Annotated in this window: 29 protein-coding genes; 5 read left to right on the top strand and 24 right to left on the bottom strand. The window is 44.5% G+C overall.

Features of this window, described 5'->3' with window-relative positions; all coding sequences use genetic code 11:
• Positions 1–9 precede the first annotated feature (9 nt).
• Genes D1970_RS14310 through D1970_RS14275 form a run of 8 tightly spaced genes read right to left on the bottom strand, consistent with a single transcriptional unit; the run spans position 10 to position 5,021 of the window.
• Positions 10–762, bottom strand: a complete 753-nt coding sequence (locus D1970_RS14310; protein WP_119113554.1) for a class I SAM-dependent DNA methyltransferase — start codon at positions 760–762, stop codon at positions 10–12.
• Positions 759–1,103 (bottom strand): ribosome silencing factor, encoded by a 345-nt coding sequence (gene rsfS / locus D1970_RS14305; RefSeq protein ID WP_119113553.1) that lies wholly within the window; start codon positions 1,101–1,103, stop codon positions 759–761. The genes D1970_RS14310 and rsfS overlap by 4 nt, the downstream gene beginning before the upstream one ends.
• Entirely contained in the window at positions 1,104–1,673 is a 570-nt protein-coding gene (yqeK, locus tag D1970_RS14300) for a bis(5'-nucleosyl)-tetraphosphatase (symmetrical) YqeK (protein WP_119113552.1), read from the bottom strand.
• Positions 1,663–2,232, bottom strand: a complete 570-nt coding sequence (locus D1970_RS14295) for a nicotinate-nucleotide adenylyltransferase (protein WP_119113551.1) — start codon at positions 2,230–2,232, stop codon at positions 1,663–1,665. Before D1970_RS14295 ends, yqeK begins: the two co-directional genes overlap by 11 nt.
• A 15-nt stretch (positions 2,233–2,247) precedes the next feature.
• On the bottom strand, positions 2,248–2,544 hold the full coding sequence (gene yhbY / locus D1970_RS14290; protein WP_119113550.1) for a ribosome assembly RNA-binding protein YhbY: 297 nt from the start codon (positions 2,542–2,544) through the stop codon (positions 2,248–2,250).
• Entirely contained in the window at positions 2,538–3,377 is an 840-nt protein-coding gene (gene aroE / locus D1970_RS14285; protein WP_119113549.1) for a shikimate dehydrogenase, read from the bottom strand. Before aroE ends, yhbY begins: the two co-directional genes overlap by 7 nt.
• A gap of 12 nt (positions 3,378–3,389) precedes the next feature.
• On the bottom strand, positions 3,390–4,481 hold the full coding sequence (gene yqeH, locus D1970_RS14280; protein ID WP_374978558.1) for a ribosome biogenesis GTPase YqeH: 1,092 nt from the start codon (positions 4,479–4,481) through the stop codon (positions 3,390–3,392).
• A gap of 18 nt (positions 4,482–4,499) precedes the next feature.
• Positions 4,500–5,021, bottom strand: coding sequence for a YqeG family HAD IIIA-type phosphatase (locus D1970_RS14275; protein WP_181213202.1), 522 nt, complete (start codon positions 5,019–5,021; stop codon positions 4,500–4,502).
• A 366-nt stretch (positions 5,022–5,387) separates the two neighbouring features.
• On the opposite strand from D1970_RS14275, the gene D1970_RS14270 reads away from it, so the two are divergent.
• On the top strand, positions 5,388–5,528 hold the full coding sequence (locus D1970_RS14270) for a sporulation histidine kinase inhibitor Sda (RefSeq protein WP_119113744.1): 141 nt from the start codon (positions 5,388–5,390) through the stop codon (positions 5,526–5,528).
• Positions 5,529–5,682: 154 nt separating this feature from the next.
• Here D1970_RS14270 and D1970_RS14265 read toward each other — a convergent pair whose 3' ends face one another.
• Complete coding sequence (locus D1970_RS14265) at positions 5,683–6,465, bottom strand: phosphatidylserine decarboxylase (RefSeq protein WP_119113547.1); 783 nt, start codon at positions 6,463–6,465, stop codon at positions 5,683–5,685.
• Positions 6,466–6,642: 177 nt separating this feature from the next.
• On the opposite strand from D1970_RS14265, the gene D1970_RS14260 reads away from it, so the two are divergent.
• Both D1970_RS14260 and D1970_RS14255 read left to right on the top strand, forming a co-directional pair.
• Entirely contained in the window at positions 6,643–7,326 is a 684-nt protein-coding gene (locus D1970_RS14260; RefSeq protein ID WP_119113546.1) for a response regulator transcription factor, read from the top strand.
• 80 nt (positions 7,327–7,406) lie between these two features.
• Positions 7,407–7,763, top strand: a complete 357-nt coding sequence (locus tag D1970_RS14255) for a group I truncated hemoglobin (protein ID WP_119113545.1) — start codon at positions 7,407–7,409, stop codon at positions 7,761–7,763.
• Between the two features lie 213 nt (positions 7,764–7,976).
• Here D1970_RS14255 and D1970_RS14250 read toward each other — a convergent pair whose 3' ends face one another.
• A complete protein-coding gene (locus D1970_RS14250) occupies positions 7,977–8,390 on the bottom strand; it encodes a spore coat protein (protein WP_119113544.1) in 414 nt (137 codons plus the stop codon).
• Positions 8,391–8,480: 90 nt separating this feature from the next.
• A complete protein-coding gene (gene sigK, locus D1970_RS14245; RefSeq protein WP_119113543.1) occupies positions 8,481–9,200 on the bottom strand; it encodes an RNA polymerase sporulation sigma factor SigK in 720 nt (239 codons plus the stop codon).
• A 201-nt stretch (positions 9,201–9,401) separates the two neighbouring features.
• On the opposite strand from sigK, the gene D1970_RS22055 reads away from it, so the two are divergent.
• A complete protein-coding gene (locus D1970_RS22055; protein WP_142921019.1) occupies positions 9,402–9,599 on the top strand; it encodes a hypothetical protein in 198 nt (65 codons plus the stop codon).
• A gap of 174 nt (positions 9,600–9,773) precedes the next feature.
• Here the strand turns inward: D1970_RS22055 and D1970_RS14240 are convergent, their stop codons facing one another.
• The 6 genes from D1970_RS14240 to D1970_RS14215 form a co-directional block, all read right to left on the bottom strand.
• Entirely contained in the window at positions 9,774–9,914 is a 141-nt protein-coding gene (locus tag D1970_RS14240; protein ID WP_119113542.1) for a YrzI family small protein, read from the bottom strand.
• Positions 9,915–10,292: 378 nt separating this feature from the next.
• Positions 10,293–10,544 (bottom strand): YrhC family protein, encoded by a 252-nt coding sequence (locus D1970_RS14235; protein ID WP_119113541.1) that lies wholly within the window; start codon positions 10,542–10,544, stop codon positions 10,293–10,295.
• 180 nt (positions 10,545–10,724) lie between these two features.
• The gene (locus tag D1970_RS14230) at positions 10,725–11,858 is read right to left on the bottom strand and encodes a bifunctional cystathionine gamma-lyase/homocysteine desulfhydrase (protein WP_119113540.1); all 1,134 of its coding nucleotides are present in this window, start codon (positions 11,856–11,858) and stop codon (positions 10,725–10,727) included.
• Positions 11,855–12,781 carry a PLP-dependent cysteine synthase family protein gene (locus D1970_RS14225; RefSeq protein ID WP_119113539.1) on the bottom strand — a complete coding sequence of 309 codons (927 nt, stop codon included), beginning with the start codon at positions 12,779–12,781 and terminating at the stop codon, positions 11,855–11,857. The genes D1970_RS14230 and D1970_RS14225 overlap by 4 nt, the downstream gene beginning before the upstream one ends.
• A gap of 24 nt (positions 12,782–12,805) precedes the next feature.
• Positions 12,806–13,504, bottom strand: a complete 699-nt coding sequence (gene mtnN / locus D1970_RS14220) for a 5'-methylthioadenosine/S-adenosylhomocysteine nucleosidase (protein ID WP_119113538.1) — start codon at positions 13,502–13,504, stop codon at positions 12,806–12,808.
• Positions 13,505–13,520: 16 nt separating this feature from the next.
• A complete protein-coding gene (locus tag D1970_RS14215) occupies positions 13,521–14,156 on the bottom strand; it encodes a class I SAM-dependent methyltransferase (RefSeq protein WP_119113537.1) in 636 nt (211 codons plus the stop codon).
• 161 nt (positions 14,157–14,317) lie between these two features.
• Between D1970_RS14215 and D1970_RS14210 the strand changes: the two genes are divergently transcribed.
• Positions 14,318–14,524 (top strand): YrzA family protein, encoded by a 207-nt coding sequence (locus D1970_RS14210; protein ID WP_119113536.1) that lies wholly within the window; start codon positions 14,318–14,320, stop codon positions 14,522–14,524.
• Positions 14,525–14,563: 39 nt separating this feature from the next.
• Here the strand turns inward: D1970_RS14210 and D1970_RS14205 are convergent, their stop codons facing one another.
• The 7 genes from D1970_RS14205 to D1970_RS14175 form a co-directional block, all read right to left on the bottom strand.
• Positions 14,564–15,253, bottom strand: a complete 690-nt coding sequence (locus D1970_RS14205) for a DUF1510 family protein (RefSeq protein ID WP_259339671.1) — start codon at positions 15,251–15,253, stop codon at positions 14,564–14,566.
• Positions 15,254–15,326: 73 nt separating this feature from the next.
• Positions 15,327–17,081 carry a peptidoglycan D,D-transpeptidase FtsI family protein gene (locus tag D1970_RS14200; RefSeq protein WP_119113535.1) on the bottom strand — a complete coding sequence of 585 codons (1,755 nt, stop codon included), beginning with the start codon at positions 17,079–17,081 and terminating at the stop codon, positions 15,327–15,329.
• A 63-nt stretch (positions 17,082–17,144) separates the two neighbouring features.
• Positions 17,145–17,621 (bottom strand): transcription elongation factor GreA, encoded by a 477-nt coding sequence (greA, locus tag D1970_RS14195; RefSeq protein WP_119113534.1) that lies wholly within the window; start codon positions 17,619–17,621, stop codon positions 17,145–17,147.
• Positions 17,622–17,887: 266 nt separating this feature from the next.
• The gene (gene udk / locus D1970_RS14190; RefSeq protein ID WP_119113533.1) at positions 17,888–18,523 is read right to left on the bottom strand and encodes a uridine kinase; all 636 of its coding nucleotides are present in this window, start codon (positions 18,521–18,523) and stop codon (positions 17,888–17,890) included.
• 2 nt (positions 18,524–18,525) lie between these two features.
• Positions 18,526–19,794 carry a peptidase U32 family protein gene (locus D1970_RS14185; protein ID WP_119113532.1) on the bottom strand — a complete coding sequence of 423 codons (1,269 nt, stop codon included), beginning with the start codon at positions 19,792–19,794 and terminating at the stop codon, positions 18,526–18,528.
• Between the two features lie 23 nt (positions 19,795–19,817).
• Positions 19,818–20,747 (bottom strand): peptidase U32 family protein, encoded by a 930-nt coding sequence (locus D1970_RS14180; protein ID WP_119113531.1) that lies wholly within the window; start codon positions 20,745–20,747, stop codon positions 19,818–19,820.
• A gap of 5 nt (positions 20,748–20,752) precedes the next feature.
• A complete protein-coding gene (locus D1970_RS14175; RefSeq protein WP_246369972.1) occupies positions 20,753–21,391 on the bottom strand; it encodes an O-methyltransferase in 639 nt (212 codons plus the stop codon).
• Positions 21,392–21,524: the final 133 nt, after the last annotated feature.

Raw genomic sequence — 21,524 nt, 5'->3', positions numbered from 1 at the left:
GTTTTCCACTTAAGCAGATGGCTTCCCGGCAGCAAAGAATATCCGTTCCGAACACTCACTTGGAGATTCAGCCTTAAAATCAGCTGTAACAGAAAAGACATTGAATCCCGCCTTTTCCAGCAGCTTACAGTAATTTTCGGGGGAATAGGTTCGCTGAAAATGGCTTTCATCCAGCCTTCTGTAAAGCCCTGTCTTTTCATCCTGTACGAAAAAAGTAAGTTCATGCTCAACACTGTCAGGAAATTCACCCTGGAAGCTGTTCCATATATAAGAAATATGCTCATCATTCAGGGTAAAAGTACTGTCTGCAAAAATATGATTCATTTTAAAAACAGAATGTACATCAAATAATAGCAGGCCGCCCTTTTTCAGATGAACGAAGGCGCCTTCAAAGGTCTTAAGGACTTGTTCTTCACTTTCCAGATAATTCAAAGAATCACAAAAAATAACGGCAACATCAAATTCGCCGAGCCCTTCCATCTCTGACATATCCTGCCTATAAAAAGGGATATTATACCCTGACTCATCAGCTTTGCTCCTTGCAACGGCAAGCATATCTTCAGACAAATCCAATCCGGTAACCGTATATCCGGCTTCTGCAAACCGGACGGAAAGCTCTCCGGTACCGCAGGCAATTTCGAGCAGGCGCTTTCCTTCAGCCTTATGCTGCGCAGCTGCACACTCTGTCCATTTAACCCAGTCTCCATATGGAACATCGTCCATCAGTTCATCATAGAGATAGGCGAAACCGGCATAACTCATTGACCGACTCGTTCCTGCGGAGCATCTCCCCACAGCCTTTCAAGATTGTAATAGCCTCTTTCGTCACGGTGGAAGACATGGACAACAACATCACCAATGTCTATCAGGATCCATCGTGCTTCTTCAAAGCCCTCCATCCGTTTGATTGTATAGCCAAGTTCTTCGGCTTTTTCCTTAATCTCGCGGGCAATTGCCTGCACCTGCCTATCAGAATTACCGTGACAAATGATGAAATAGTCGGAAACAAGGGAAATCCCTTTCATGTTCAGGACCAAAATATCCTCGGCCCTTTTGTCATCTGCAGCTTTCACTGCCGTCTCTAGCAATTGGCGTTCCTTCATTCAATCAATCCTCCCAGATTGTATAAGACTGTTATAAGTATGAAATGTATCGGGATATACTGGCTGGTTTTTTTTCATCAAGAATGAAATCGTATTTTTCATTGCCTGGATCAAAGCACCATCAAGATCAGATTCCGCCAGTTGCCTGACATCCTCGACCCCTGGAAAATGCCTTCCGGGCTCGATGTAATCGGCAAGATACACAATTTTTTCAAGAAGTGTCATGCCGGGCCTTCCGGAAGTATGATACCGAATAGCATCAAGTATTTCCCTGTCCGAAATACCGGCTTCTTTTTCAACAAGGTAAGCTCCTACAGGCGCATGCCATAGTTCACTGTTAAAATTCAGCAGCTCTTTTGGCATAGACTGCTCAAGAATTACTTTGTTCATTTCATCTTTTGGGCGGAACTTGGCATAATCATGGAATATTGCTGCAAGTTCAGCCTTTTGACAGTCAGCACCGTACTTTTCCGCAAGCTTGATGGCCGTTTCCATCACGCCGATAGTATGCTTGTAGCGATGCTCTGTCAGCTGTTCCTTTACAAGCGCGAGTGCTGTTTCACGAATCATATAAACCATTCTCCTCTATATACCTTCTGACAGGTTCCGGGATAAGGTAGCGGACGGTCCTTTTCTCTTTCAGCCGCTTTCTGATATCGCTTGATGAAATATCAATCAAGGGTGTGTTCACAGATTGGATGTCATACTGTGTTTCTCTGCGGTAGGAAGGCCTGTTTATCCCAACGAATTTCACGAGTTCCACAAGTTCATCAATATTCTTCCACTTTGGAAGATATTCAACCATATCCGCACCAATAATGAAATAAAACTCGCAATCAGGGTGTCTTTCACTCAAAACCTTCATGGTTTCATGTGTATAGGAAGGCCCTTTTCTCTCGAGTTCGATCGTCTCGATACAAAAACCGGGATTTCCCTCGATGGCAAGTTTCAGCATCGCCAAGCGGTCTTTACTCGTTGTGTTCCCTGCCATTGTTTTGTGCGGCGGCTCCTGGTTGGGCATAAACCAAACTTTGTCCAAGCCAATCATACTTAATACTTCATTGGCAATGACGAGATGGCCTGTATGGGGCGGGTTAAAAGTGCCACCAAGTATGCCAATTCTTCGCAAATGTGCACCTCCATCCTAAGAGCGAGGTAGTTCAAGCTGCTTGTTTTCCCTCGATTCTTTATAAAGGACAATTGTATTTCCGATTACCTGGGCAAGCTCAGCGCCGGCCCCTTTGGAAATATGCGCTGCGACAGTGTCCCTGTCTTCATCGCAATTCTGCAGGATACTGACTTTAATCAACTCACGTGCTTCAAGCGCATCAGCAATCTGGCTTACCATATTTTCATTTACCCCGCCTTTGCCGACTTGAAAAATAGGGCTGAGATTGTGGGCTTTCGATCTTAAAAAACGCTTTTGTTTACCTGTTAACATGATGGTCCTCCTAGTTGGTTCATAACATTGTTTTTCATCCTTACAGTATCCGGGAAAATCCCTGTCCACTTCTCAAACGCAAGAGCCCCCTGGTAGACAAACATATCAAGCCCGTTCTGTACCCCGGCCCCCTTGCTTATTGCTTCTGCAAGAAAGGCAGTGGCGGATGGATTATATATAATATCGCTGACAAAGCTTCCTGGTTGCAGCCTGTCAAGGGAGAGAGGCGTGACACCCGTTTTAGGGCTCATGCCTATGGATGTCGTCTGGATCACAAGCTCATACTCCCCCATTTTAAGTTCAGCGCTGTTGGGTTCCAGGATCGTTGAATTTACATCAAACGGACAAGCGGAAGCCATTTCCTCTGCTTTTATTAGCGTCCTGTTGCAAATGTCGATTTCATTGACGCCTGCCTTTGCAAGGGAATAGTAAATCCCTTTGGCAGCTCCGCCAGCACCAATGATAAGCGTCTTTTTGCCGGTAAGGTCAGAGAGTTGCTCTTCCAGACCCCTGACAAACCCTGGACCGTCTGTGTTATAGCCTGTCAGCTCCCCATTTTCCGCCACCACTGTATTCACTGCACCAATACTTTCGGCAAGGGGATCGATCCTGTCAAGACAATCCATCACTCTTGTTTTGTGCGGAATGGTGACATTGAATCCTCCTGCACCGATGGCTTTGAATCCCAACACAGTCTCCCGGAGATTTCTCTCGCTAACCTTGAAGGGAAAATAGTGTGCGTCAATGTTATAGAAGCTGAACAAGTCGTTGTGCATGACTGGCGACATAGAATGGGCAATCGGATCACCGATCACCCCGTACAGCTTTTTCAACACTTTATCCCCCTAAATTAGTGATTTTCTTAAGAGGACTTGTACCCCTTTTGGAACATGTGCAGCGATGATTGTTCCCGGGTCATTGACCGTAACCCAGCCCAGACCTGAAAAAACAACATCTGTCTTTGCTTGCTTGATGGTAAATTCGTGCCTGACGAGTTCAGGAAAATCTCCAAGCTGTTCAGGCCTTGGAGGTGTCAGCATTTCCCCTGCGTGCTTTTCATAGAGCGAATCCGCGTTCTCAAGCTTCGTACGGTGAATCGCAAGTTCGTTTGATAAATAGCAGGTAAATGATTTTCTTCCTCCGGAAAGATAATCAAATCTTGCAAGACCGCCGAAAAACAGCGTTTGCTGTTCATTCAGCTGAAATACCCTCGGCTTGATCTCTTTTTTAGGCGTAATGATTTTTAAATCCCTCTTATCAATATAATGAGCCATTTGATGGTGGTTAATGATTCCCGGAGTATCAGTGAGAGACTTCCCGTCATCAAGAGGGATTTCTATAATATCGAGCGTCGTTCCCGGAAAGTGTGAAGTGGTAATCACGTCGCCTTCCCCAGTTACTTCCTTGATAATCCGGTTAATAAACGTTGATTTTCCCACATTCGTACAGCCGACAACAAATACATCCTTGCCGTTCCGGTATTTGTCAATCATTTCTGCTGCTTCCCTCATATTATGCCCTCTTGAGGCGCTGACAAGAAATACATCTTTTGCAACAAGCCCGTTTTCTTTTGCTTCCTTCTTCATCCAGTCAATTACCTTATTCTGTTTGACAGACTTCGGAAGAATATCAGCTTTATTTCCAATCAAGATGACTGGATTTTTCCCCGCAAAACGCTGGATTCCCGGGAGCCAGCTCCCATTGAAATCAAAAATATCAATAATCTTGACAATCAGCGCATCTTTTGTACCAATTCCATTCAAGATTTTCAGGAAATCGTCATCTGTTAGGCTGACATCCTGGACTTCATTATAGTGTTTTAGACGGAAGCATCGTTGGCAGACAATTACTTCTTTTTCCAGGGACGATGGAGGTGCATAGCCAAGACCATCCATATCGCCTGTTTGAATCTTCACACCGCATCCTGTGCAGATCATTTGTTGTTCACTCAAGACTTAGTCCTCCCAATTAAGCTTTCCTTGTTTTCTGAACGACTTCAGAATCCTTCTTTCTATTTTCCGGTTGAACCTCGTCCAGTAGCCATCCGTCTGTGCAACAGGCACGACAAGAATGGTATGGAATCCACCGCGGTTTCCGCCGAGGACATCCGTAAGAAGCTGGTCCCCAATTACCACAGTTTCTTCTCTTTTCAGGCCCATTTCCTTGATTGCCCTGTGGAATGCTCTGCGCATAGGTTTTCTCGCCTGAAAAATATAGGGGATGCCAAGCGGATCCGAAAAGAACTTAACCCGGTTTTCACTATTATTTGAAACAATAGTAACCTGGATACCACTCAGTTTTATTTCTTCAAACCAGCCTATCAATTTCGGTGTCGCGGATGGTCGGTCCCATTCGACAAGTGTGTTGTCAAGATCGGTGATGATCCCTTTTATCCCTTTTTCTTTTAAACTTTCCGGCGTGATCTCAAATATACTTTTCACATGCTGGTCAGGCAAAAAATGCTTTAGCAATGTCATTACACCTCATTAAAAAGATTCCTGTTGCACCGTTATCATCATACCAATTTTGGCGCTTGTTTCAAAGCAATCATCATGCGCCACAAAAGGTTTGTTTTCATGAATTTTCCGAGAAATAAATTTTTCGACAAAAAGTTCGCTACCCTCTTCCTGTGGATAACTTTATTCACATTTTAAAGAGTGAATTGTTTAGTATTTTCCCAATTATGAACAAACTAATCACAGGTTATCCACGGCCTTCTGTGGATAAAAGAACAGTTGTTCTATTCGTTTAATTTTGATAGAGTATGGGTACAACTTATTAGCTTACCATTTCATGTATACGACAACAGTTGTACGACTTTAGTTTGGGGGTGAATGGCTGGTATGCGAAAGCTTTCTGATGACCTGTTGATTGAGTCATATTATAAAGCAAGAGAACTAAACTTAAACCTTGATTTTATACGCCTTATTGAGTCGGAAATCCAGAGACGTTCATTATCTCATAAAATCAGATATACTTCCTAAAACCTCTACGCCTAGAAGGCGTTTTCTTTTTATAGGATAGCATTTACTCTTTCGTTTCAATCCTTAACGCTCCAGCTCATACGCCGCTTAATGGGCGCTTTCGCTTTTCGTGTTTCCTTTATCGCGCATTAACGGGCGCTTTCGCTTTTCTTACTTATGGCTTTAGGAAGCCTAGCTTTTCACCCATTTTTATTGGAAGTGGAAGTTTCAGTTTCCCTGTTGTTACAAACGTGTCTTTTTCAAACAGAAGGACGACAGTTGAGCCGAACGTAAAATATGCCATCTCTTCACCTTTTTCAAGCGTGTCGCCTTTATGGACTGCCTCGATTGAATTGACAAACATTGCGCCTACTTTGACAACTACAATCCGACCATGCGCATGCTCCATTTCAGTAATGGTCCTGAAATTCTTAGCAAGGGTATCTTTGCCATACTTCAGCCCGAGACGGTTTACAGGGTAGGAACGAGTTCCAAGTGTCCATTGTTTGCTGATTTTCCCGGAAACAGGGCTATGGATTCGATGATAATGGCTTGGACTAAGATAGAGAACCATATAGGTACCGCCTGCGTAGCGCATGGCGGCTTCCTCTCCCCCAAGCATCTCTGCAATCGAATACACCTTACCTTTTACGTATATTTCATGGGTTGGTTCGATTGGCCCGATATCTTCAAGAACTGCATCCACAGGGCTTACAACAGCTAATGGCTCCGCTTCTATTGCCCTGGCATCTGTTTTGAGCCTTCTTGTAAAAAATTCATGAAGTGACCCGTATTGATTCAATTCTTTTTCCATCTCCGCCTGGTTGATATGATAGACCTTAGCGAAAGATGGAATAAGCCTCTTGCTTGCGGCCGATCGAGCGAACCTTCCAAGGAGGAGCGAGGACCACTTTCTATTCGTCAATTCAATGAACAAACGGTATATTCCTTGCCGCAACGAAAAAACCTCCGATTGTATTTAAGTAGCATCATTATCCTACTATCTGGATGCTTAGCGAAAACATTTTGATTCCATGAGTGATATTATAACATTTGAAGCAGTACCGTCACTATTTTTTATCTCCATTCGCTTTAAATATAACAGCAAATGAAATTTTCCAAAGGAGATTTATGCATGACTACGATTCTTCTTGTCGATGATGAAGCAAGGATGCTGGACCTTTTATCTCTCTATCTTTCTCCAAACGGCTACCGTTGTGTCAAAAAAACTTCTGCACTGGAGGCAGTTAAGTATCTTGAAGACTACGGTGCAGACCTCGTTTTGCTCGATGTGATGATGCCAGAAATGGATGGCTGGGAACTTTGCAGGGAGATTCGGAAAAAGTGGGATACGCCTATCATCATGCTTACCGCAAGAACCGAAAAGCCGGATGTGGTCAAAGGATTCAAAATGGGCGCAGATGATTATGTCACCAAGCCGTTTGATGAAGATGAATTGCTGGCCAGGATAGAAGCTGTGTTAAGAAGACAAAAGGGTGCAGAGACCTCGTCCAATTTTAACGGGCTATCTCTCAGCCTTGAATCTCATGTGCTCCGGTACGAGGGCCAAGCGATCGCGCTGACGCCTAAAGAATTCTCGTTGATCGCGCTGTTCCTGGAACACAAGGAAAAAGTATTTACACGTGAACATTTGATAACCGTTATTTGGGGGTATGATGTGTCAACGGAGGACCGCACAGTCGATTCCCATGTCCGGAACTTAAGGGACAAGCTGAGGAAGGCTGGATTTCCTGCCGATGAGTATTTAAAAACAGTTTGGGGAACAGGATATAAGTGGCTTGGAAAGCCGCAGGAATGACATTCTTGTCAGGGGTGTGTTATTTTTCAGGTGTGTTAAGGGTAAAGTGAAAGCAAACCATTTTAAAGGAGGAAATAAAGATGGAGAATTTATACGAAAAAATTGGCGGCCAGGAAGCAGTCAGCAAGGTAGTGGATGTATTTTATGAAAAAGTGCTCGCCGACCCTACCGTTAACACTTTTTTCACGGATACCGATATGGAGAAGCAGCGCAGGCATCAATCTTTATTCATCAGCTGGGTCCTCGGAGGTCCGAATCAGTACTCCGGTAAAAGCATGGCAAAAGCCCATGAAGGAATGAACCTCAACGAAGAACACTTCGGCAGCATTGCGACACACCTCGCAGCAGCATTGAGGGAATTCAGTGTACCCGAAGAAGACATCGGGCAAGTGCTAGAAAAGCTGACAACCATGCAAGATGATATTCTCCATAAATAAATGCCTTAATTTTTCCGCGCTCATGTCGAGTGCGGATTTTTTTATTTTCAAAGATGCCCAGACTTCTAAAATCCACCAAATTGAGAAACTCTGAAACATAAAAAAGAGCGCCATTTCCCAAGCTTAACAAGCAAGGTGATGGCGCCCTTTTCATAAGCATTATTTGTTGATGGCCTTCTGGGCATTTTTTACGTCGTTTTCCGATAGAGCCTGCTAATTATAAGCAGGGTAGAGACCTCTTTGATACATATAGTTAAAAATCATGGCGTGCCAGTCTACTGCAGTATTAAGATGCTGCTTCAGCACTTCCCGCAATGCTGGGGTCGCTGTTTCTGTAAGGGCAATCGTTCTCACGGAAATTTTTGCAGCTCCAAGAATGTCCCCTGCATAAAATCCCGCTTCTGCCCGCTTTCCATGGCTAATAACGGCTGCATGCGGATAAAATCTCAATAAATCTCTCAAGTTGCTTTCCAGTGCACCAATGGCAAATTGATATATTTTTTGAAGCTCGGGATCATTGATCTTCCCAATATTCATTTTCAATTTTCGAAGAACAATCGTTTGAAATGCGACAAGCTCGTGAAGCTCCATTGTTTCATGCCACGCCAAATGATTTGGATAAGCCATAAGCCACCCACCCAATCAAACTGATTCTCGGAGTATAACTATTCGCTTATAGCTTATGGGTGCATGACTATATGGAAGATCGTACAAAAACTAAGAGCGCTTCTTCTTTTTCTCTTTCTCGGCACGGTAAAATTCGTGGAACATTTTCATGAGGGCCCGCTTCTCAATCCTCGAAACATAGCTTCTTGAGATACCAAGCTCCTTGGCAATCTCACGTTGCGTCTTTTCTTTCTTCAAGTCGAGGCCAAACCTCCCGACGATCACTTCCTTTTCCCTGTCATCAAGAACGTCGATATACTGCTTTACTTTTTCAAGCTCCATGTTCAACTGGATGGTGTCTACAACATCTTCAGATTCAGATTTCAGGACATCGATGAGCGAAATTTCATTTCCTTCTTTGTCCTGGCCGATCGGATCATGGAGCGAGACATCTTTTTTTGTCTTCTTCAGAGCGCGTAAATGCATAAGTATTTCATTTTCTATACAACGTGCGGCATAGGTGGCAAGCTTCGTTCCCTTGCCTTCTGAGAAACTTTCAATCGCTTTGATCAAACCGATTGTTCCGATGGAGATCAAATCCTCCGAATCTTCACCGGTGTTTTCGAATTTTTTGACGATATGGGCAACAAGCCGTAAATTGTGCTCAATCAGCTTATTGCGCGCATCAGCGTCGCCGCCAGCCATCAAACCTAAGTATTTCCGCTCATCGGCCGCCGATAACGGTTGGGGAAACGCATTGTTTTTTACATAAGAAACAAGAAAAATAAATTCCTTCACTAAATAGCCTAGCGCTGTCAGTATTCCGGACACCCTTCCACCCCCGTTTATTAGGTCATTCGCCTATAAAACAATCCTATGAGGTGCAAAAGGCGTTTGTGTATGTCCCAAGAAAACTTTCATATTGTAAAAATCCCCATAAGACTTCCTAATATTCTATTCCTGCGATACTGAAAAAAAACTTGCTGCCTTGTCAAAATAAAAACACCAGCCTGCTGGCTGGTGCCCCAAAAAATGATATTTAACTATTCCACGCTTACCTCTGCGGCGATGATGCTGCCGATTGCTCCGACAACGACGAGAGCCATAACGATTAAAAACATCGTCTCACACCCCTTTTCCCACCCTGATTTGATTTTAATTTACCACACTATCAGGGTGACAAAAGTCACTGATTGTGAACATTTTGTTACATCATTTAATCAGATTTGAATTTTTCTTCCTTATCCTAAAGACAAGCGTCAATAGCAGCACGCGCAGTAACACAGCTATCCCTCCCACAGCATGATTATGTGGAGTCTTTCTCCGCATACAGGAAATTTTTCCGTCCTTGAATTCTAAAGTTCATTGTCATTACCACCCTTCCTTTAGTTTTAAAAACATCATCTAGATTTGATTCATCATTCTGACCTGTTTTTCCCTGGTTTCTTCAAACAGTTCCTTGACCATCTCCTCGTGAAAAACTTCCTCACGGGTAGCCTCACGCTTTTTGATTGTGATCGTAAAAAAGACGATATTGAGTGTCATATTCCCACCTCCTTTCAAATACATATCCAAAACGCAAAAAACCGCAGGAAAGTTGTTCCCTGCGGTGCTAAAAAGGCATAGAAATGCCGCAGGGTACGATTCTCCCTGCGGCATGGATATGAAGAGTTCAAAAAAGAAATCTTAAGCTATCCATTCCGGTCCGGTCGAATGCGCGATATTTAAACCGATATTCATTGTTGCCTTGGCTTTTGAAATAGATACACTGATCATCTGATTCGACCTCCCTTTGCAGAATTTATTAGCTATAGTGGTAATTATATCCACAGCCACCCTGTTTGTAAACCCCTTTTTCCACCTAATTTTCTAAATCTTTCGTCAAAATTATACTGGTATAAAAAAAACACCCATAAAGGGCGTTTATTTTTTCATCAAATATTCCTGGCCTTCCTCTGTTTCAACCAGTTTGTTTCGGCAGCCTTTAGACAGAGTTAAAAGCAATGCCGAAAGCAGCAAAAATCCGAGCGATGCTCCTGCCACAAGGTTTAGATCACCGGCTGTTTTTTCGAAAGGAATAATCAGCCCCATGAAAAAGAAGGATCCCGCAGCAAGCAGAACAACTCCAAATTGCCTATAATCCACCATTTTTTCATATATCTTTTTCACATTCATCTTATTTAGCACCTCTCTCACAATCTATCAAGTATTCGTCTTATTATCACAGTAAGAAACCACCTTTTAAATTTAGCATAATACTGTCTAGGGAGAAGATGTAAATTGTGACAAAAGTAAAAAGAAGCAATCTCCAAATTTTGGAGATTGCTTCTACTGTAAATTAAATCGAAAATAACGTTATCTTAACCCCTGGGCAAGATCTTCAATTAAGTCTTCAGCATCTTCCAGTCCAACCGAAATCCTGACAAGGCCATCGGTTATGCCGAGTTCTGCCCTTCTTTCAGCCGGGATGGATGCATGGGTCATTCGTGCTGGCACCGAGATCAGGCTTTCGACGGCGCCAAGGCTCTCGGCAAGGGTAAAGTACTTCAACCTGCTAAGAAGTTTGTCAGCCTTTTCTCTGCTCCCCACGTCAAAGGAAACCATTCCTCCAAAGCCGCGTGACTGCTTCTTCGCGATTTCATGATTTGGGTGTGACTCAAGCCCGGGATAAAAAACATTCCCGATTGCAGAAATTCCGGTGAGAAATTCCACAATTCTTTTCGTGTTGCTTTCATGCTCTTCCATCCGAATGCCGAGCGTTTTGATTCCTCGCATGAGGAGCCATGAATCCTGCGGCCCAAGAACCCCTCCAGTAGAGTTTTGGATAAAGTGAAGATCTTCTGCCAGCTTATTGCTGTTTACAACAACGAGACCTGCTACAACATCGCTGTGCCCGCCAATATATTTTGTGGCACTGTGAAGGACGATATCAGCCCCCTGTACGAGTGGGGTCTGCCAGTAAGGAGTTGAAAAAGTATTATCAACAACCGTCAGAAGCCCATGCTGCTTTGCTTCAAGCACCGCAGCTTCTATGTCAGTGATTTTCAGCAGAGGGTTGGTAGGAGTCTCCAGGTACAGCATCTTTGTATTCGGTTTCATGCTTGCTGTGATATTGTCAAGATTGCTTGTATCAACAAATGTGCTTTCAATGCCAAAGCGATTCAGCACTTTTGACATGACGCGGAAAGTCCCCCCGTACACATCATCTGTCATAATGACGTGATCACCGCTGTCAAGGAGCATCACAACGGCTGTGATCGCCGCCATTCCCGATCCGAAAGCAAACCCCGCTTCACCGCCTTCGAGGTCTTTAATCAGTTCTTCAAGGGCATGGCGGGTCGGATTGCCTGTGCGGGAGTATTCAAACCCCTTGTGAACCCCCGCCTCCTCCTGCTTATATGTGCTGACCTGGTAGATCGGAACGTTAACGGCACCTGTGTGGGGATCGCCCGAAATTCCGCCATGGATTAATTTTGTTTTCCGTTTCATCCCAATTCCCCCTCGTAAATATTGTTGCTGAGATACCTTTCGCTGCTATCAGGCAGGATGACGACAATATTCGTCCCCTCAGCCGCCTCCCCGGCTTCCCTCAACGCCGCATAGAGCGCTGCTCCAGAAGAACTGCCTATAAGCATTCCTTCCTTCGCCGCAGCTTCTCTTACAAGCCTGAAGGCATCTTCATCTGATACTGTATGGATGGAGTCGAAGTAGGCTGCGTCCATAAAGCCCGGAAGAAATTCCATCCCAATTCCTTCTGTACGATGGGGGCCCGGTGCCCCTCCGTTCAATATAGATCCCTCTGGCTCGACTATTACCGTCTTGATGCCAGGGTTCTTGTCTTTCAAGTAACGTGCTGTTCCCATGAACGTGCCGCCAGTTCCAGCGCCAGCCACGAAAACATCTATTTTTTCGTCTAGCTGTGTCCAAAGCTCCGGTCCCAGTGTTTTGTAATAAGCATCAGGGTTGGCAGGGTTGGCAAACTGCTGAGGGCAGTAGGAATCCTGAACACTGGCAAGCAGTTCCTCTGCCTTTTTGATGGCACCTTTCATGCCTGCTTCTGTTGGTGTATTGATCACTCTTGCACCAAGCGCCTTCATCAGCTGCTGTTTTTCCATGCTGAATTTTTCCGGCACACAAAAAACAACATTAATCCCTCTGTTAATGGCCGCCAGCGCAAGACCTATTCCCGTATTTCCGGCAGTCGGTTCAATGATCGTGCCACCAGGTTTCAGCTTCCCGGTTTGAAGGGCTGATTCCAGCAGTTCCTGTCCAAGCCTATCCTTGACGCTTCCACCAGGATTCATAAACTCCAGCTTTGCGAACAGCCTGACTTCTTTGGGAAGGACGAACTGGGACAATTCCAGGATAGGGGTATTTCCTATCAGTTCGTGAATGCTTTTAAAAATATGCAAATTGCTGCCTCCCCGGTAAAAGTTTTATTTTTTCAATGCATTGACCATTTTTACGACAAGTCCTGCAGAGTTTTTCGCCGCAGTTGCCAGGAATGCTTCAAAAGATACGTCCGATTCTTTCCCAGCGATATCTGACAGCGAACGGATGATGACAAATGGAATTCCGAACTGGTAAGCAACCTGGGCGATTGCAGCTGCTTCCATTTCCACAGCCTGAAGACCGTTGAACTTTGTCCGGATATAATCTACCCTTTCCGGATCATTCATGAACGAATCACCTGTCGTAATCAGCCCTTTCACGACCTGGATGCCTTCGATACCCTCGGCACTCGATTCAGCAATCTCAACAAGGCTGCTATTGGCCTCAAACGCAGCTGGAAGCTGAGGAACCTGTCCGTACTCATAACCAAAAGCAGTTACATCCACATCATGGTGGCGAACTTCCGAGGAAATCACGACATCCCCCACATTTAGTTCGGGATTAAGCCCACCTGCTGACCCTGTGTTGATTACACAATCCGGCTTAAAGCGCTCCAGCAGGATAGCCGTTGACATTGCGGCATTCACTTTCCCGATACCGGAACGGAGCAGAACAACCTCCGCACCCTCCAGTATTCCCGCTGTGAATTCGCACCCTCCGATTATTTCTGTCACTGGGTTCTCAATTTTGTCCCTTAATAGGGTAACTTCTTCTTCCATTGCACCGATAATAGCTATTTTCATGGCGTGAAACCTCTCTCTACTTTTTTTCGGCGGTCATCATCCAAACAAAGTCATTGCAGCGTTCAAAGAAAGCCGTGAATCCATTGTTCTCTAGAATGTCCTTGAGGATTGGGATTGTCGTATAATACTCCCGCTGCAAATCTTCTGCAAGGTTGATGTAACCTTTTGACAACGCATCCGCAATGGCCTTTTGATGGTCGGCCGCAGATTCGTACATCGTATCCGCAAAAACTATTTTACCACCTGGAGCAAGAAGGTTTCCATAGCTTGCGATAGCCTTCGTCTTTTCCGCATCAGTCAAATGGTGAAATGCATAGGTGCTGACAAGGGTATCATACGTTCCCGCTGGATAGTTAAAAAAGTCCCCATCAAAAACATCCGCTCTTCCAGCAAGTTTTGCTACAGCTAACTCCCTCATGGCTGGTGAAGGTTCCACCGCTGTCACTTTCATGCCTCTTCCCGCTATTCTCTCCGTAAGGTTTCCTGTGCCAGGGCCGAATTCAAGGACGTTGCCTTCAGACCTGGCTGCTACTTCTTGCAATATATTTTCATAATTCCGAAAAACTTCCTTATATTCGGGATCATGCCCATTGACAGAGTCATCATAAGAGCCAGCCCATTGTTCGAATAGCTCGATAAATTCCTTCCCCATCCTGATCGCCCCTTTAAATACTTAAATACCTATTGGTATAATATGAATAAAAAAAGGTACGGTTCCAATTTTACAAAATCTTTCTGAAAGATGCAATAAAAAGTTGCCAGGCACCTCCTCGAATCCCTACAATATAACAGACAGGGAAAAAGGAGGAGCTTATGAATTTCAGTTTTGACATCATTGAAGATAAGGTAGAGTTTTTTGAGGGCATTGATTTAAAAGATCTTGAAAAAAAAATCAATAATCAAATCGAAGTGAACAAAGCCATCATGCTTTCCGTCCACCATGTTTCCCATGAAATGCATGTGGACGGCGATGGACGAAGATATTTTTCGGCAGTTGTCCATTTCAAGGCAAAAAAATAACCGGAGCGCCTGCCAGCGCCCCGGTACTTTTTTAGCTTGTTATTGTCCGCCGCCAAGTTCTTCGACACCGACCGGCTTCCATCCTTTTCCATCGACCCACTCAATCTCCACTTTGTACTTCTCTCCGGAATCATTTGCCGATATCGTACCGGCAGCGCTGTTTGGCCCGCCATTGTTACCAAGCCACAAGACTGTCATATTGGAAGAGTCTACTCCGGTTGCCGAAGAAATTGCCTTCAGCATTTCCTGCCAATCAACCGAATTTTTATCGTATACAGCTGAGGGATGCTCATCCTGAACTGTTCCTACAGGCTCCCAGTTTCCATCTTCCGCAGTCTTATCTTTATCTTTATCCTTTTCTTTCTTTTTTTCTTCCTTCAATTTTTCTTTCTCATCTTTATCTTTTTCCTTGTCTTCATCGTTTACGGCCTCATCATTGTCGTCCGCCGTTACGCTTTCTACAACATTCTTATCTGATTTGACTTCCGAATCGCCAGAACCGGCTTTTTTAGATGAAGAAGGAGCTGCACTCTTGTCAGCAGCTTCTGTCGCTGTATTATCATCCTTTGCAGTGCTCTGGCTGTCACCAAAAAAAATCTTACCTGAGACAAAAATAATTAATAATACCACAACGGCAATCAAGCCATTAAGAACGAGATTGGTCTTTTTCCTTTTCGCCAATTTTCCAGACCTTGAACCATCGCTCATGTTATCAAAGTTGTTTCCCACTGTGTTTCACTCCCTATGTAAGGATGCCAACATTCTACCATGACTGGACGAAAACATGAAGGATTTTACATCATTACTCCTTTTTTTCAATCTTCCCAATCCCTTTTACCAGATCTGAAAATAGCAGGTTCACTCCGCCTTCATCTTCGGAAACGCCCAGGTTAACTGCGACGAGGGCATACCTCGGGTTTTCATATGGGAAATAACCTGCAAACCACTTATTATGAAGTTGCTTTTTTCCTTTGTATACGCCCGTTTCGGCAGTTCCCGATTTGCCTGCGACTGTCATCGGAAGGTCCTTGAACCATTGCCCTGTCCCCAACTCGTCAGTGACGACCTGACGGAGCAAAAATTGAAGCTTTTCAGCGGTAAGCGGTGATATTGTCCCCCCATCAAGTTTCTTCGATTGAAAACCGGCCATTTTGCTTCCGTTTTTGTATTGAATGGATGTTACAGCCCTGACCATCTGCTTATCTCCACCACGGGCAATCACAGCCATCATGTTGGCAACTGAAACCGGGGTCACCCTAACTTCATGCTGGCCTATGCCTGAGAGGCCGGCATAGTTCGGATCCTCTTTGGCCTGTTCAGAAAGGAAAACGCGGCCTTTATCCTCGTCCGGCAGCTGACGGAAGTTTTCCGTATGAAATAATCCGCCTTCCCATCCAACGGTTCCCGTAAGTGATAGCTTTTTGGCGTACTCCTCAAGCGTCCGCGGATCCTCTTTCTGAAGCTCCTTTGCCAAATCAGCGAAAGTTCTGTTACAGCTTCTGGCAAAGCTCTTGTTAAAATCAAGTGTACCGTGATCATATTTTTTATCCGGGCTTCCGTTGATTTTTTTGCTGCAGTCAAAAAGCCTGCCTTCCAACTGACCCTTATCCAATGCGGCGGCTGCAACAACTGTCTTAAACACAGAACCAGGAATTTGCTGTTTAAGCATCATATTCTGGCTTCCCTGGTCGGCAAATGGGGACTGCCTGTTCACTTTCGGCCGGGAAACCATCGCAAGGATATTGTTTGTTTCGATATCAAGAAGGACAACTCCTCCTTTGTTAATGCCATGCTTATCAGCCTGTTGCTCAGCAAGCCGCTGAAAACGTGAATCTATTGTTGTGACAATATTGACAGGGTAAAAAGGGTTGGCTGGCTCTGAATATTTTACATCAATCCCGAACAGAGGGCCTCCCCGTCCGTCTACATGGTAAACAAGCCTTGACTTTCCTTCACCAAGGAGAAATTCATCAAAACTCTTCTGCAATCCCGATATCCCAACCAAAGTTCCAGCAGGGAATTCCTTTTCCTTGTACTTTTCTTTTAAAACTTGGGCATTGCTACTTGTGAGCCCCAACAGCTGCCCTGCATAAAGAGGGGAAGGGGTGTACTTTCGTTTCATCGAAATGACACCTGGAATTTCGAGTTTATTGACTTTTTCCATCTGTTTTTCCGTCAGGACATAAGGATCCTTACCGCCAAGCACCACAGGTTTATCCGATTTACCGATTGTATGACGCAGTTCACTTTCAGAAATCCCAATTGCCTCGGCGACCTTCTCTGCAGGCCAATCGGTCTTTTCAAGAAACGGGAACAAAATCAGGACAGGCACTGTCTCATAGGACAAAGGCTTTCCTGACCGGTCCATGAAGTTACCGCGTCCATTGTCGATTACGATTTCTTGCATCCTTCGTGCCGCACTTTCCTCGAGAAGATTAATATCATGCTTTGAAAAGGACTTGGTTTCAATTAGCTGAAGCTGGGCAAGCCTCGCTATAAGAATTCCCATTCCAATTAGAGTGATTCCAAGCCAAATAGCAATCCTTTTTCTAGTCATAAAAAAACACCTCGTCAAAAGTGTTGACGAAGGTGCTCTGTTTCAAACAGGGTGTTAATGCGATTATTTGATGCTGGTAATGCGGACATTCATTTCTCCGCCCGGTGTCTGAACAGTTACTGAGTCCCCTACCTTTTTGCCCATAAGGCTTTTGGCAATCGGGGAATCGTTTGAAATCTTCCCTTCTAATGGGTCAGCTTCTGCGCTTCCGACGATTGTATACGTTTCTTCATCGCCATTAGGAAGCTCAACAAAAGTGACTGAGACGCCAAGCGTAACGCTGTCGCTTTTCAAATCATCCTCTTCGATGATTTTTGCATTGCGGATCATATTTTCAAGCGTGGTAATCCGGCCTTCCACAAATGCCTGTTCTTCTTTTGCCGAATCGTATTCCGAGTTCTCGGATAGGTCGCCAAAACTGCGGGCAATCTTGATTCTTTCCACCACTTCTTTACGCTTTACTGTCTTTAATTGTTCCAATTCATGTTCCAGTTTTTGTTTACCGGCCATCGTCATAGGAAAAACTTTCTCAGTAGCCAAAATCCTTCACTCCTTCTAGTCTTCACAATTCCCCAAAGATCGTAGTGTATTATGTAAGGCATTTGAAAATACACAGGAGCGCGTCCTAAAAAAGGCCGCGCGCTCCCAATGGCCTCCAAACGAGCCCGATATTGGATGATTTTAGATCATGGGCAAAGCATATTAAAAACAAGGCAGAATTGCAAGTGGAAAACGAAGGAAAATTATTAATATTTCCTGACATTTTTTCCTTATGTTTCTGCTTTTTGCATTTATATGTTATTGTGTCATAAAAATGATTTTTGTTCAAGAATTGTTTGAATTTTTGTTACCATCAAATCGATGGCAACACGATTATGTCCGCCTTCAGGTACAATGATATCTGCATAGCGTTTGGTCGGTTCAATGAACTGGTTGTGCATCGGCCTGACAACACCGACATACTGTTCGATTACAGAATCCATTGAACGGCCTCTTTCCTTGATATCGCGGAGAAGCCTGCGGATTATCCTCAAATCGGCATCAGTGTCGACGTAAAGTTTAATATCCATAAGGTCTCTCAACCGGTCATCCTCAAGGATGAGAATCCCTTCAAGTATGATAACGTCTTTAGGTTCAACATGAATAATCTCCTGCGAGCGGGTATGGATCGTATAGTCATAAACAGGCTTTTCGATCGCTTCGTATCTCAGCAGCTTCTCTAAATGCTCAATCAGCAAATCATTGTCGAAGGCAAGAGGATGGTCATAATTTGTTTTCAGCCGTTCTTCAATGGGAAGATGACTTTGATCTTTGTAATAATAGTCCTGCTGGAGCATCATAATGGAATGTCCTTTAAAGCTTTCGTATATGGCTTTCGTCACGCTCGTCTTTCCGGAGCCTGATCCGCCAGCCACACCGATAACCACAGGTTTGCGTCCCATGTCTAAATCCCCTTTCGCATCATGTTGTATGGGTAAACCTTGCGGCCAAGCTTGAACTTTACAATTTGAAGCGGGTGTCGCGCTGCATCTAATTCATTTCCGTCCTCGTCCCAAATCGTTTCAATCACACTCTTGAAATTATCAATTTCCGGACCGAAAAATTCAACTTCATCACCAGGTTTGAAATGGTTCCTTTGCTGCAGTGTCACGATGCCTGATTCTTCATTATAGTCCAGTACCATACCGACAAAGTCGAATGCTGTCTTTTTGCTATGGTTTCCAAACATTTGCTCTTTATACCCTGGAACCCCTTCGAAAAAGGCTGAAGCTGTTTCACGGTTCGCGCATTTATCCAGTTCCTCCAGCCACTCCTGCTTGATCTTGAAATTGTCGGGATCTGCACAGTAAGCATCGATTACTTTTCGATAAACACTTACTACAGTTGCTACATAATGGATGGATTTCATCCTTCCCTCAATTTTGAGGCTGTCGATTCCGAGTTCCACCATCCTTGGGATGGATTCAATGAGTTTTAAATCCTTCGGGCTCATAACAAACGGGCTCTCACCTGAAGCAAACAACGGATTTTCATTTCCTCCATCCTGCTCGTAAAGATCATAGTCCCACCTGCATGACTGGCAGCATCCGCCCCTGTTGGAATCCCTCGCTGTCATATGGTTGCTCAGTGTACAGCGGCCTGAATAGGCAATACACATGGCACCATGGATGAATGTCTCGATTTCAATGTCGACTTGTTCCTTCATTTCCCTGATTTCTTCCGCTCCGGTTTCACGGGCAAGGACTACACGTTCCAGCCCTTCTTCCTTCCAGAACTGCACCGCCTTCCAGTTGGACAGCGATTGCTGGGTGCTGAGATGCACTTCTATCTCAGGCGTTACACGACGGCATGTTTCAATAATGAGCGGGTCTGCCACAATGATTCCATGAACACCTGCCTCTTTTAGCCCAAGCAGATATTCTTCAAGCCCGTCAATATTCTCATTGTGGGCAAATATATTCGTTGTGACATAGATCTTTGCCCCATATTGGGTTGCAAACTCTACGCCTTCCTTCATTTCTTCAAACGTAAAGTTATCTGCATTGGAGCGGAGTCCGTATTCCTGGCCGCCGATGAAAACGGCGTCTGCACCATATCGCACAGCAATCTTCAGTTTCTCAAGATTCCCTGCAGGTGCGAGCAATTCGGGCTTCTTCACGATGACCCTCTTGCCGTCAACAATCCGGGAAATATTGTCTTTCACTGCTGACATTTTGCAACTCCTCCTTTTTTTGTTTAATAAACCGTCTCTTTGAAAAAGAAACCTGTATCAAATGGGCGGTTTGCAGGCTGAATTTCTTCCGCTGAAGCCAGCAGCCTTTCTTTCTCTTCTTCATACTTCTGCTCGTCTTCAAATGCCAGGTCAATGGCCTCACGGTATAACTTCGTGACAGCCAAAATATATTCGGGCGTTTTCAGGATTCCATCAATCTTGAATGAATCTACGCCTGCCTCAACCATTTCAATGAGCTCGTCAATCATGCAAATATCGTTGGGACTCATAATATGTGTCCCGTTCTCATCTTCAAAAATCGGATACTTATTGTTCCGTTCCTTATCATGAAGGAACATGTTCCGCTGCTGTTTACGATTTTCGATTTCCATTGCTTTGCCTTGGTATTCAAAATAATTACCTAAGAGAGATCGCTTAGACTGGAACATGCAAGACATTCCGTGAATCTGGACTTCAATCTCAACCTCGGCGTGTTCCTTGATATCCAATACAGCATCCATATTGATTTCGCGGGCCAGTACTGCGCGGCGGGCACCTTTTCTTCCCCAATAGTTGCATGTATACCAGTTTGTCCCGGTTGTTTCAGTGTTCCAATGCAGCTTCATTGAAGGAGCGGCCTTTCTGGCGGCCATCAGTACAGCAGGGTCACCAAACACGATTGCATCCGCTCCAGTTTCTGCGATATAGGCAATATATTCCTCCAGCAATCCAACCTTTTCATTGTGGAAAATAGCGTTCATTGCTACATAAACCTTTTTATTTCTAGAGTGGGCAAGTTCTACTGCCTTTTTGATATCATCCCGGTTAAACTCACCGGCCAGACGGATTGCAAATTTCTGCTCTCCAATTAGAAAAGCATCAGCTCCTGCCTCTGCGAGTGGAATGATCTCATCAAAAGTTACAGGCGTTACGAGCAGTTCAGGTTTTTTCATGCTAGTCACCTCTTTCTGCTGACCGCAATGCCATCCCCTGCTGGAATGATAATCGTATCATATCCTGGATGGCTCACAAGCCAGCGGTTAAATGCATCTATTTTATTGACAAGCCTTCGTGTCCTTTTGTTCTCGATTTCCGTTTCTGCAACAAGTCCCTTAAATAGGACATTATCCGTCATTACAACCCCACCCTGTTTCAGGAGCGGTTCATAAATTTCAAAGAATTTTTGATATTGTCCCTTGGCGGCATCAATAAATAATGCGTCAAAAGGAGCATGGTTAACCGCTTGCTCCGCTGCCTCAAGGGCGTCTCCAGCAATAAGTGTCACTTGCTCATCCTTGCCGGCCCTCCCTATATAGCTTGCTGCCAGCCTGCAGCGGTCTTCATCCCGTTCTATCGTCACAATCTGTGCAGCAGGGAGAGCTTCTGCCATTCTTAAGGCCGAGTATCCAATCGCTGTCCCTACCTCAAGAATCGCTTTCGGCTCCTGTATCCTCAGAATTTGAAGCAATGCCTCCATTCCCGCAGGTTCCATAATTGGGACACCATTTTCTGCAGCGAATGCTTCCATTTCCGCAAAAAGACCTGAAGACTTGTTAATCAACGAACTTATATATGCCTGCAGCCTTTCCGTATCCAAGCCGCCATCACCTCTTATTCTAAAAACATTCGGGAAAGTATCCTCACAAGAGCAAAATAAAAAAGCGCAAGCGCCCGTCTAGCTTATCCTCTAAAAAAGCGCAAGCGCAAAAACACGGCTACTCACCGATTGT

Origin of the sequence: Mesobacillus zeae (assembly GCF_003570705.1) — a bacterium.
In the GTDB taxonomy this organism is placed as follows: Bacteria; Bacillota; Bacilli; order Bacillales; family Cytobacillaceae; genus Mesobacillus_C; species Mesobacillus_C zeae.
Note: the sequence above shows the minus strand (reverse complement) of the source record. Positions and strands in the feature narration are given on the sequence as shown.